An 11,555-nucleotide genomic window follows, 5' to 3' on the forward strand; every position below is an offset into this window, starting at 1 on the left:
TTAAAATCCACCCCAAACACTCCCGGGGGGCCCGCGGCGGGCCCCCCCGGGCCGTTGTCGTGGCTCACACAGTCACATGGGGCGCAGGTCGATGATCCTGCGCAGGCGGGCGCGGTCGCGCTCGAGGCGGCGGGCTTCGTAGGCAATCGGGAAGTAGCGCAGGCGTTCCGGGAGTAGTGGGACGGTGCGGCCGATCAGCCTGCCGAGGACGCGTAACTTGCGTTCGTCGGCCGCGGTCCAGGTCAGGCCGAGCTTGCGGCGGGCAGGCTCGGGGGTGGTGCCGATGGTGAAGAAGTATTGCAGCTGTCCGATGGGTGCGACGGCGCGTCGCCAGATCGGTCGCAGTGCGCGCGGAAGCTGCTGGGGTGGTGCGACGGATCGGATCACCCGCAGGTAGTCGTGTGCGGTGTCGGTGTTCTGTAGGTGGTTTTCCACCACGTCGTCGAAGAACTTCTCGAACGCGGCGTAGTCCTCCGGAATCTCCTTGGCCGCCACCGAGAAATTGCGCATCAGCTGCACCACCTCTTGGTAGTACGCCTCCTTGTCCGCCGCGGTCAGCGGGTGGCGGGCGAAGTACTTCGAGCCTTCGGTGAAGGCGAAGGTGCCGGTGTGCAGCACCCATGCCCACGGCCCCGACGACAGCGCCTTGTGCCGGACACCGGCGGCATCGGTGGTGTTGAGCGATGCGTGCATCGCGCGCAGGCGATCGGCTTCGGCGAGCGCTTCGTCGCCGCCGTAGATCCACATCATCACCGAGCCGAGGCTGCGCACAGCGCGGCCCATCGGGTCGGTGCGGAAGGTCGAATGCTCGTCGACGACGGCGGAGATGGTCGGTTCCATCGTTTGGAGCAGGAACGCCGAGCCCGCGGTCAGGGAGAAGGTGATCAGGCCGGTCTCATCCCACATTCGCGTGCCGGGCTCGATCGGGCGGCGGGCGGGCGGCGTGCGCGAGCCGGTGGTGTCGAGTGCGATGGGCGCCGTCATTGCGATCTCCTTTGATCGTCCTGCTCAATAGCTTGAGAGATTTAGAGTACCAATCTCTCAACGTCTTGGCGCGTCCACAGGCTGTGCGCGAACACAACCGCATGGTGATTCGCGGAGACGAAAGGCGCCGATGCGAGCTCGTCGGCCGAGTGCGCCAACCGAGATGCTGCCCCTACGCTTTTCGGTATGACGACCGAATGGCGTAAGCGTTCCGGCCGGATCGGAGTCCTCACCGGCGCGGGGATATCCACCGATTCCGGGATACCGGATTTTCGCGGGCCGCGCGGGGTGTGGACGAAAGACCCCATCGCCGAACTGTTGTCGACCTTCGACGCCTATTTGGCCGATCCGCAGTTGCGGCGACGATCCTGGCTCGCCCGCCGCGACAACCCGGCGTGGCAGGCCGAGCCGAACGCCGCGCACACCGCGCTCGCGGATCTCGAGCGGGCCGGGCGCACCGTCACGATCATTACCCAGAACATCGATCGGCTGCATCAGCGCGCGGGTTCCTCGCCGCATCGGGTCATCGAAATCCACGGCAATATGTTCGAGGTGGTGTGTGTCGAGTGTGACTTCGAGACCACTATGGCCGCGACCTTGGAACGCGTCGCGGCAGGCGAAGCGGACCCGCCCTGTCCCGAATGCGGCGGTGTGCTGAAAGCGGCCACCATCATGTTCGGCCAGCAGCTCGACACGCGCACGATCACGAAGGCCGCCTTGACGGCCGAGACCAGCGAGATCTTCCTGGCGGTCGGCAGCTCACTGCAGGTGGAGCCCGCCGCCTCGATGTGCGCGCTCGCCGTCGACAACGGCGCCGACCTCGTCATCGTCAACGCCGAGCCGACGCCCTATGACGGCTTGGCCACCGAGATCATTCGCGACCCCATCGGCACAGCACTGCCGCGGCTGGTCGCCGAGATACTGGCCGGCTGACCCGCGCGGTGAGCTCAGGCGACCGGGCCGAGCACCCGGTCCAGATACGCGTTGCCGAAGCGGCCTTTGGGGTCGAGGCGGCGGCGCACCTCGGCGAAGCGGTCCCAGTCGGGGTAGCGCGGCCGGAGGGTCTGCGCGGTCTGGAAATGGCGCTTGCCCCAATGCGGTCGGCCGTTGTAGCGGTCGAAGACCGTTTCGCAGGCACGGAAGTACGGCTCGAAATCCATGCCGCGGTACTGGTGCACGGCGATGTAGCAGGTGTCGCGACCGCCCGCGGGGGAGAGGAACGCGTCATCGGGGGCGACCCAGCGCACTTCGATAGGCATCGGCGTATCGAATGTCGTGGATAGTTCCTTGATTTCGCGGATCGCGGCGATCGAGTGTTCACGCGGGATCGCGTACTCCATCTCGGTGAAGCGAATCAGGCGGGGCGAGGCGAACACTCGGTAGGAGCGGTCGACCTGGCGGCGGTAGCTGCCCGCGTAGGCGGCGCCGCGATGGATCCACGGCACCAGGCCGGGCCGCCTTTTGCCGAGGCGGCACAGCACGTCGAAGGCGTAGTTGGACATGAGGATGTCGGCGAACCAGTCGACGGCCTTGCCGCGCGGCTGTTCGGTCAGCTCGACCGGGTTGTTGCGCTTGGTCATCGCCAACGGGCTGTGCGCGAACATGTAGAACTCGAAGTGCTCGTTACCGTCGACGTAGGAATCCAGGTCGGCGAGGATGTCCTCGACCGGCACCGGTCGCTCGATGCCTTCGAGCACGAAGGACGGAACCAGCTGCAAGGTGGCGGCGGTGACGACGCCGAGCGCGCCGATGCCGACGCGTGCGGCGCGCCAGCCCTCGGGATCGGTCTCGGCATTCAGTTCTACCCGGCTGCCGTCGGCGAGCATCAGTTCGATGGAATGCAGTGCGGCCGAAAGGTTCTGCAGTGTGGCACCGGTGCCGTGGGTGCCGGTGGCGGTGGCGCCCGCGACGGTCTGCACGTCGATATCGCCCAGGTTGGGGAAAGCGAGCCCGTGTGGGTGCAGTGCATTGCTCGCGGCGTTGAGGGTGATGCCCGCCTCGACCCTGGCGCGGCCGGTGGCCGGATCCACGTCCAGTACGCGGTTCATATTCGCGAGGTTCAGCAGTACGCCGTCGGTGAGGACGGTGTCGGTGAAGGAATGGCCCGCGCCCGCGACGCGTACTGTCTGTCCGTTCGCGGCGGCGCGGCCGAGGACTTCGGCCAGCTCATCGGTGTTGCGCGGGGCGGCCATGGTCGCCGGCGCGCACTGCTGATCGCCGGCCCAGTTCACCCACGAGTTGGTCATGCGTCCAACTGTAGGGGATCGCGTGTGACGCGCGCTACTTGTGTCCAGTTTTTGCGATTACCGCTTGCGGCCCGCGCAGACGTGCGACTTGGCCAGCTCGACCTCTTCGTCGGTCAATGCGGGCACGGTGAGCGGCTGGCGCGGCATGGCGTCGGCGCGCACTCCGTTGAGCGCGATGGCCATGTACCGTTGCCAGACATCGGGATTCACCGGCCTGGAGAACTCGGCGAGTGCGTCCACCATGTGGATGAGGGCGAAGAAATCAGAGGCCTCGACGTCGGGAGCCAGGGTGCCCGCGTCGCGGGCTCGGTCGATGACGGCCGCGACCGTCGGCTTGAGCCGGTCGCGGACGGCGGCGAAACGTTCCATGTCGTTCTCGAGCTCGAGCATCACCTCACTGAAGCCGCGGTTGGTGGCCAGGTGCGTGCACGCGTACTCGAAGAACTGGACCAGACCCTGCCAGGGGTCGGGATGCGCGTAGGCGGCATCGGCGGCGTCGCCGAACTCCGACATGTTCTGCTCGAAGACCTCGGCGATCAGCTCTTTCTTGTTGGCGAAGCGCCGGTAGACGGTGCCGACGCCCACCCCGGCGCGTTCGGCGACGTCGTCGAGGGTGATCTCCAGTCCGTGGTCGGCGAAGAGTTCGCGCGCCGCGGCGACGATCCGCTGCTGATTGCGCGCGGCATCGGCCCGCAAGCGCCGAGGTGGAGAGAGGGCCGTGGCGTGATTCACACCCACATCCTATCAAGTATCGGGATTAAGTGGAGGCATTACCTCCGTTACCATGGTAGCTTCTTTCATAAGCGGAGACGACTTCTCCGCATCAAGACTCGATACAAAGGGGACAGCATGACTACGGTGGTCGACCGTGGGGCACCCGCCCCCGAGAAGACGGATAACGGCAGGCGCGGCTCGCACGCGCTGCGTTGGTGGGTGCTCGCTGTCCTCGGCGTCGCACAGCTCATGGTCGTGCTCGACGCGACGGTCGTGAACATCGCGCTGCCCGCGGCCCAACAGGATCTCGGTTTCAGTGACGGCGACCGCCAGTGGGTGGTCACCGGTTATGCGTTGGCCTTCGGCAGCTTGCTGTTGCTCGGCGGACGACTCAGCGACCTCTTCGGTCGCCGCAATACCTTCATCATCGGACTGATCGGCTTCGCGGGCGCCTCCGCCGTCGGCGGCGCGGCCACCAGCTTCGACATGCTCGTTGCGGCCCGGGTCGGGCAGGGTGTCTTCGGCGCGCTGCTTGCTCCGGCCGCGCTGTCGCTGCTGACCGTCACCTTCACCGAACCGTCCGAGCGGGCCAAGGCCTTCGGTATCTTCGGTGCGGTCGCAGGCGCCGGTGGCGCGATCGGCCTGTTGCTCGGCGGCATGCTGACCGAATGGGCGTCGTGGCGCTGGGTGATGTTCGTCAACCTGGCCTTCGCCGCCGTCGCGCTGGTCGGCGCGGTGCTGCTGCTGGCCAAGCATGTGGTCACCCAGCGGCCCAAGCTCGATATCCCCGGCACGCTCGTGGTGACGGCCGCGCTCTTCGGCATCGTCTACGGATTCTCGCACGCCGAGTCGACCAGCTGGACCAACTCGGTCACCCTCGGGTTCCTGCTCGGCGGCGCCGTGCTCCTCGCGGTGTTCGTGTGGCTGGAGACCAAGGTCGCCAACCCGCTGCTGCCGCTGCGGATCGTGCTGGACCGCACCCGCGGAGGTTCGTTCCTGACCGTGTTCGTCATGGGCATCGGGATGTTCGCGATCTTCTTGTTCCTCACCTACTACATGCAGCTGAGCATGGGGTACTCGCCGATCAAGACCGGTCTTGCCTTCCTGCCGATGGTGGCGGGCATGGTCGCCTCGTCGACAACGGTGCCCTCGCTGTTGCTGCCGAAAGTCGGCCCGAAGATCGTGGTCGCCGGTGGATTCCTCGTCGCCGCCGCCGGCATGGCCTGGCTGACCCAGATCGGTCTGGACAGTGGCTACGTCACGCATATCCTGCCCGCTCTCGTCCTGATGGGCCTCGGCCTCGGCGGTGCGATGTCCACCGCCTTCCAGGGCGCGACGGCCGGTGTGCACCACGAGGACGCGGGCGTCGCCTCGGCGATGATCAACACCAGCCAGCAGGTCGGTGGTTCGATCGGCACCGCACTGTTGAGCACCATCGCCGCGTCGGCGGCGACGGACTACCTGTCCTCGCATCAGCCGGGTCCGATGGCCGTGGCACAGGCTCAGATCGAGAGCTACACCACCAGCTTCTGGTGGGCCACCGCGATATTCGTGGCCGGCGCCGTGATCACCGCATTCCTGATGCCGAACACCGTGCCCGCTCCCTCCGAGGGAGAGCCCGTGCTCGCGCACTGAGTTCGACCGAAAAGCGCAGCGCCCGTGTCACTTCGACGCGGGCGCTGTGCTGTGTCGGTGAATCTCGGTAGTTGCCGGTGAAAATGCCGTGCGACGGTGCGCATTCCATGCCGAGAGTGGTGAGCCGCCGCAGCGATCGACGGCCGCCGTAGGTGATCGAATTCCGTCTGCCGAACAGTTGCTGATGCTCGGGTCGTTTCGATTTCGCCGCCGCCCGATGGATCGTGGGTACTGCTCGTCGTGCTGCAGGCATCGCTCCCGACCTGCGTCATCGAGGGTTAGATGGAACCTCGGCGAAACCTTCTGGGCATTCGTACGTCGTACATGCGCACATGTCGACGAACGGTACTGTTCGTCATTTGTGTCGCCGTCCCCGGGCGAACAGACCGCACGGTACAGCCGATAGCATTGCGCCGGCGGCATTCGGCTCGGCAGGAGGTCAGCGCATGGGTCAGCGGGCCGACACCCCTGCTGTCGAACCGATGGTGCTGGCGGTGATCTCCGTCGGCGGTGCGATCGGGGCGATGATGCGCTACGGCATCGGCGTATGGTGGCCGCCGCGACCGGGCCACGTCCCCTGGTCGACGTTCACGATCAATGTCATGGGATGCTTTGCGATCGGAATTCTGATGATTCTGATTACCGAAGTGTGGGTAGCCCACAGACTGCTCCGCCCGTTCCTCGGCGTCGGCCTGCTCGGCGGCTTCACCACTTTTTCCACCTATAGCCTCGAGGTTCGTAGACTGCTCCAATCGGGTGCAACGGTCGAGGCGCTCGGCTATCTGGGGGGAACGGTGGTGGCGGCGCTCGTCGCGGTCGTGCTCGGAATGGGCTCGGCGCGATGGATGACCGGACGGGCTCGACGGACATGACGACGGCACGACGGAAGGGGGTCAGACGATGAATGATTCACCGGCGGGCGCGCGTCCGACGGCGGGACAGTGGAAGCAGGCCGCTCGGCTGACGGTGCTGCTCGACGAGGACGACAAATGGAAGCACGGCCCGCTCTATCACGAAATCGTGCAGCGGGCCCGCGACGCCGGATTGGCAGGGGCGAGTGTGTGGCGTGGAGTCGAGGGCTACGGCGCCTCCTCGCGCATCCACACCAGCCGGATCCTGGATCTGGCCGAACACCTACCCGTGCAGGTGATGGTCATCGATGACGCCGACCGGCTGCGGTCGTTCGTCGAGCAGAATGCCGAGATACTCGCCGCGGTGAACGTCACCCTGTCCGACGTCACGATCTGGCAGCCCACCGTGGGGATGCTCGGATGAACGTCGCCTTCGTCGTGCTCGGCGCCATGTTCGGCGCACCCGCTCGATATCTGATAGACCGTGCTGTCGCAGCACGTTTCGGATCTCTGCTGCCGTGGGGCACCTTGACCGTTAACATTGTCGGTTCGGCGTTGCTCGGTGGTCTGGTCGGCGCGGGTGCGAACAGTTGGCTGCTCACCGCTGCCGGGATCGGCTTCTGCGGTGCGCTCACCACATTCAGCACCTTCGGCTACGAGACCATCAGGCTGATTGCCGACGGCGCCTACGTCTATGCCGCAGGCAATGTCGTGATCAGCGTCGTGGCCTGTCTGGTCGCGGTCTTCGCCGCGGCATCCGCGACCCAGTGGTTGTGGACATGATTCTGATGACGAGCCGGGCGCAGCCGATCCGGAAGGGAGACCCGAGCATGGCCCATGATCGAGCCGGGCGACCCGCGCGACCCACCGACCTGGAGGACATCGCGCATCTGGTGACGGCCTACTACAGCCGCATCCCGGATCCGCAGGATCCCGCGCAGCAGGTGGTCTTCGGCACCTCGGGGCATCGTGGCTCCAGCTTGGACACCGCGTTCAACGAGGCGCACATCCTGGCCATCACCCAGGCGATCATCGAATACCGTGCGACCCGTGGCATTACCGGCCCGGTGTATCTGGCCCGGGACACGCACGCGTTGTCGGAACCCGCGTGGACCACCGCGCTCGAGGTGCTCGCGGCCAACGACGTGACCGCGATCATCGATGCCCGTGACCGGTACACCCCGACCCCCGCGCTGAGTCATGCGGTGCTGCGCCACAATCGCGGCGGCACCCGTCACCAGGCCGACGGGATCGTGGTCACCCCCTCGCACAACCCGCCGCGTGACGGCGGCTTCAAATACAACCCGCCACACGGCGGTCCCGCCGACACCGTAGCCACCGACGCCATCGCCGCCCGCGCCAACGAACTGCTGCGCAGCGGTCTCGCGGGCATCCGCCGCACCACGCTGCAGCATGCGCTGGACACCAGCGTCGAACGCTACGACTACCTCGACCACTACATCGCGGACCTGCCGAACGTGTTGAACCTGGACGCCATTCGCGGCGCGGGGATCCGGCTCGGCGCGGACCCGATGGGTGGGGCGAGCGTCGACTACTGGGAGGAAATCGGTCAGCGCTACGACCTCGAGCTCGAGGTCGTCAACCCGTTCGTCGACCCGACCTGGCGGTTCATGACCCTCGACAGCGACGGCAAGATCCGAATGGATCCGTCCTCCCGCTACGCCATGGCCTCGCTGATCGCGATCAAGGACGACTACGACCTCTCCACCGGCAACGACGCCGACGCCGACCGGCACGGCATCGTCACGCCCGACGGCGGGTTGATGAATCCCAACCACTTCCTCGCGGTCGCCATCGAATACCTCGTCGCGAACCGGATGGGCTGGGACGCGCTGACCAAGATCGGCAAGACGGCGGTGAGCTCGTCGATGATCGATCGGGTGGTCGGCGTGCTCGGCCGCGACGTGCACGAGGTGCCGGTCGGCTTCAAATGGTTCGTGCCCGGATTGTTCAGCGGCAGCTTGGCTTTCGGTGGCGAGGAGAGCGCGGGCGCGTCCTTCCTGCGGATGGACGGCACCGTCTGGACCACCGACAAGGACGGACTGTTGCTCGCACTGCTCGCCGCCGAGATCGCGGCGGTCACCGGCCAGAGCCCGTCGGCGCGCTACGTCGAACTCGAGAAGCGCTACGGCAGCCCCGCTTACGCGCGGATCGACGCCGCCGCAACCGGGGAACAGAAAGAGCTGCTGGCGAAGTTGACGCCGGACATGATCACCACACAGGAGATCGCGGGCGAGCCGATTACCGCGGTGCTCACCAGGGCACGGGGCAACGGCGCACCGCTCGGCGGTCTGAAGGTGACGACAGAGAACGCGTGGTTCGCCGCGCGCCCATCCGGCACCGAGGACAAGTACAAGATCTACGCCGAATCGTTCCACGGCCCCGAGCATCTGACGCAGGTGCAGGCCGCCGCGGAGGAGATGGTCGGACAGGCGCTGTCGGGTGAGTAGTAGATCGAAGGCCCTGCCCACCGAGATCTGGGTGCTGGTCGGGGCCGCTTTCGTCATCGCCATCGGTTTCGGCTTGGTCGCACCCGTGCTGCCGCAATACGCGCGCAGTTTCGGCGTCGGTGTGGCGGCAGCGTCGGCGATCATCAGCGCCTTCGCCTTGATGCGGCTGCTGTTCGCCCCGGTGAGCGGCCGACTGGTGCAGCGTTTGGGGGAGCGCTCGGTATACCTGAGCGGGCTGCTGATCGTCGCGGTGTCCACGGGCGCGAGCGCGCTGGCCCAGAGTTATTGGCAACTGGTGGTTTTGCGTTCGGTCGGCGGCATCGGGTCGACCATGTTCACCGTTTCCTCGCTCGCGCTGGTGATTCGGCTGTCGCCGCCGGCGCAGCGCGGGCGGGTGTCCGGGCTGTGGTCGACCAGCTTCCTGATCGGCTCGGTGAGTGGGCCGCTGGTCGGCGGAGCGCTGGCCGGCCTCGGGCTGCGGGCGCCGTTCGTGATCTACATGGTCGCGCTGTTCGCCGTCACCGTGGCTGTCTACCTGAGCCTGCGGAATTCGAATCTGGCCGCTCCGGAGGCGACCGGTGCGGTGCGGGTGCTGACCTTCCGGCAGGGCTGGGAGCGGCCGGAATATCGGGCGGTGCTCTGGTCGAACTTCGCCAACGGCGCCGCGGTCTTCGGCGTGCGCATGGCGTTGGTGCCGCTGCTCGTGGTCGAGGTACTGCATCAGCCGCCGGGGATGGCCGGCGTCGCGCTGACGGTGTTCGCCGCGGGCAATGTGGCGGTGCTGTTCGTCTCGGGCGGGCTGTCGGATCGTTGGGGCCGCAGACCGTTTCTGATCGCCGGATCGCTGGTGTGCGCGGTCGGCACGATCGGGCTCGGGTTCGCGCCGAACCTGTTGTGGCTGATGGTGAGTTCGGTGGTGGCCGGGCTCGGTTCGGGCATGTTGACGCCGACGCAGCAGGCTGCGCTCGCCGATGTGATCGGGCCGAAGGCACGCGGCGGCCCCGTGCTCGCAGGCTTCCAGATGTCCGCCGACCTGGGCACCGTCATCGGCCCGGTCGCGATCGGTGCGCTGGCGCAACACGTCTCCTACGGGATCGCGCTCACCGTCACCGGTGCGCTGCTCGCCGTCGCCGCAGTGGTGTGGATGGTGGTGCCGGAGCCGTTGCAATCGCGGATCCGACCGCTCGACACCGATCGGTCCGATCACGTGAGCGCAGTGCCGTGCGACGACGCCGAATACCAGCTCGCGCATCGTGCCGCCGAGTCGTGTGGGGATGATGCTCCCGAGCGAGTTCTCGACGACGCGGAGGGACGCGCCAGGGTCTAGCCCAGGCGGGTGGGACCCTCGTGCGTTCGCCGCGCACCCGGCGCGGGTCGACGCGGACCGTTGCGGCAGAGTGTTCGGGGTGAGCGAATCCCGTTCGAACTACACCCCGCGACCGATGTCGAGCAAGACCACCTACGCCCTCGGCGGCGTGGCGCTCGCGCTCATCGTGTTGATCGTGATCCTGGCCATGCGGTGGGGTCGCGACGAACCCGGCGTGCGCAATGACGGGTACGGTCCGGTGCACAGCTCGGCGGTGGTCGCGACGCTGCAGCCCGACGGCCTGATCCTCGTCGGTCGCCCGGACGCGCGGAAGACGATCGACGTGTACGCGGATCCGCTGTGCCCGGGCTGCGGTTCGATGGAGCGCGTCTACGGTCAGGAAATCGCGCAGCAGCAGGACGAAGGCACGCTCGCGGTGCGCTATCACCTGGTCAATTTCCTCGAATCCAAGTCGCGCAGCAAGGATTACTCGACGCGCGCGATCGCCGCGAACGAGTGTGTCGCCGCGGCCGGTTCCGGTCCGGTCTACTCGAAGTTCCACGCCTTGTTGTTCACCACCAGCCAGCCCAAGGAGGGTGGCGCGGACCTGAGCAACGAGGAGCTGGCCGCGGTGGCACGGGAGGCGGGCGCATCCGACCAGGTGGCGCAATGCATCGCTGCAGGCGCGAAGGTCGATGCCGCGCGAGCGCACGCCCTGGTCGCGCTCGGCGCGCTCAATGAATTGCTCGACGGGCGCGCGTCGACCCCTTCGGTTTTCGACGGCAAGCGCAAGCTGGACGTCAACAACGAAGAGTGGGTCCTCGACGTCGCACGCTGATCGCGAGAATCGGCTAGCGTCGTAGGAGTGGCAACCCTGGACGATGCCGCTGAGATCGCTCTTCAGCTCCCTGAGGTCACCGAAGGCCTGCGATTCGACTACCGGACGTGGTCGGTCACGGGCAAGGCTTTCGCGTGGGAACGACCGTTCAGCAAGGCTGATATCAAGCGATTCGGCGATACCGAGCGGCCCGAGGCGCCGATCCTCGCGGTGCGGCTGGCCGATCTCAACGACAAGGAAGCCGTTCTCGCCGAGGATCGCCCCGGCGTGTTCACCATCCCGCATTTCGACGGCTATGCCGCCGTCCTCGTCGAACTGAATCTCACCACCGTCGAGCGGCTGCGCGACCTTCTGCAAGACGGTTGGTTGGCTTGCGCCCCAGCCCGTTTGGCCGACAGTTACCTCCGCGGTCGCTGACGGCCGGCATGTCGAAGCGTGCGGGGGGGGGGGGGGGGGAGCGCCGCGGGCGCCGCGGGGTCGCGCGGCGCGGGCGCGCGGGGGGGAGGGATC

General features: G+C 67.0%; 12 protein-coding genes. 9 read left to right on the forward strand and 3 right to left on the reverse strand.

Annotation, left to right across the window (positions count from 1 at the left end; genetic code table 11):
• Nucleotides 1–72: 72 nt before the first annotated feature.
• Nucleotides 73–984, reverse strand: a complete 912-nt coding sequence (locus ACFU4Z_RS10180; protein WP_379061130.1) for an oxygenase MpaB family protein — start codon at nt 982–984, stop codon at nt 73–75.
• Nucleotides 985–1,170: 186 nt separating this feature from the next.
• On the opposite strand from ACFU4Z_RS10180, the gene ACFU4Z_RS10185 reads away from it, so the two are divergent.
• On the forward strand, nt 1,171–1,917 hold the full coding sequence (locus ACFU4Z_RS10185) for an NAD-dependent deacetylase (protein WP_379061131.1): 747 nt from the start codon (nt 1,171–1,173) through the stop codon (nt 1,915–1,917).
• 14 nt (nt 1,918–1,931) lie between these two features.
• Here the strand turns inward: ACFU4Z_RS10185 and ACFU4Z_RS10190 are convergent, their stop codons facing one another.
• Entirely contained in the window at nt 1,932–3,230 is a 1,299-nt protein-coding gene (locus ACFU4Z_RS10190; protein ID WP_379061132.1) for a D-arabinono-1,4-lactone oxidase, read from the reverse strand.
• Between the two features lie 57 nt (nt 3,231–3,287).
• A complete protein-coding gene (locus ACFU4Z_RS10195; RefSeq protein WP_379061133.1) occupies nt 3,288–3,962 on the reverse strand; it encodes a TetR/AcrR family transcriptional regulator in 675 nt (224 codons plus the stop codon).
• Nucleotides 3,963–4,079: 117 nt separating this feature from the next.
• On the opposite strand from ACFU4Z_RS10195, the gene ACFU4Z_RS10200 reads away from it, so the two are divergent.
• From ACFU4Z_RS10200 to ACFU4Z_RS10235, 8 genes are all read left to right on the forward strand, one after another.
• Entirely contained in the window at nt 4,080–5,579 is a 1,500-nt protein-coding gene (locus tag ACFU4Z_RS10200; RefSeq protein ID WP_379061134.1) for an MFS transporter, read from the forward strand.
• Between the two features lie 446 nt (nt 5,580–6,025).
• Nucleotides 6,026–6,451, forward strand: coding sequence for a fluoride efflux transporter CrcB (gene crcB / locus ACFU4Z_RS10205; RefSeq protein ID WP_379061135.1), 426 nt, complete (start codon nt 6,026–6,028; stop codon nt 6,449–6,451).
• A 28-nt stretch (nt 6,452–6,479) separates the two neighbouring features.
• Nucleotides 6,480–6,854: a DUF190 domain-containing protein gene (locus ACFU4Z_RS10210; protein WP_379061136.1), complete on the forward strand. Its 375-nt coding sequence runs from the start codon at nt 6,480–6,482 to the stop codon at nt 6,852–6,854.
• On the forward strand, nt 6,851–7,213 hold the full coding sequence (locus tag ACFU4Z_RS10215; protein WP_379061137.1) for a fluoride efflux transporter FluC: 363 nt from the start codon (nt 6,851–6,853) through the stop codon (nt 7,211–7,213). The genes ACFU4Z_RS10210 and ACFU4Z_RS10215 overlap by 4 nt, the downstream gene beginning before the upstream one ends.
• Before the next feature lie 47 nt (nt 7,214–7,260).
• Nucleotides 7,261–8,901, forward strand: coding sequence for a phosphoglucomutase (alpha-D-glucose-1,6-bisphosphate-dependent) (gene pgm / locus ACFU4Z_RS10220; RefSeq protein ID WP_379061138.1), 1,641 nt, complete (start codon nt 7,261–7,263; stop codon nt 8,899–8,901).
• On the forward strand, nt 8,894–10,228 hold the full coding sequence (locus ACFU4Z_RS10225) for an MFS transporter (protein ID WP_379061139.1): 1,335 nt from the start codon (nt 8,894–8,896) through the stop codon (nt 10,226–10,228). Before pgm ends, ACFU4Z_RS10225 begins: the two co-directional genes overlap by 8 nt.
• Before the next feature lie 79 nt (nt 10,229–10,307).
• Complete coding sequence (locus tag ACFU4Z_RS10230; RefSeq protein ID WP_379061140.1) at nt 10,308–11,045, forward strand: DsbA family protein; 738 nt, start codon at nt 10,308–10,310, stop codon at nt 11,043–11,045.
• Between the two features lie 27 nt (nt 11,046–11,072).
• Complete coding sequence (locus ACFU4Z_RS10235; protein WP_379061142.1) at nt 11,073–11,462, forward strand: MmcQ/YjbR family DNA-binding protein; 390 nt, start codon at nt 11,073–11,075, stop codon at nt 11,460–11,462.
• Nucleotides 11,463–11,555 lie beyond the last annotated feature (93 nt).

Origin of the sequence: Nocardia sp. NPDC057440 (assembly GCF_042802915.1) — a bacterium.
Classification (GTDB): Bacteria; Actinomycetota; Actinomycetes; order Mycobacteriales; family Mycobacteriaceae; genus Nocardia.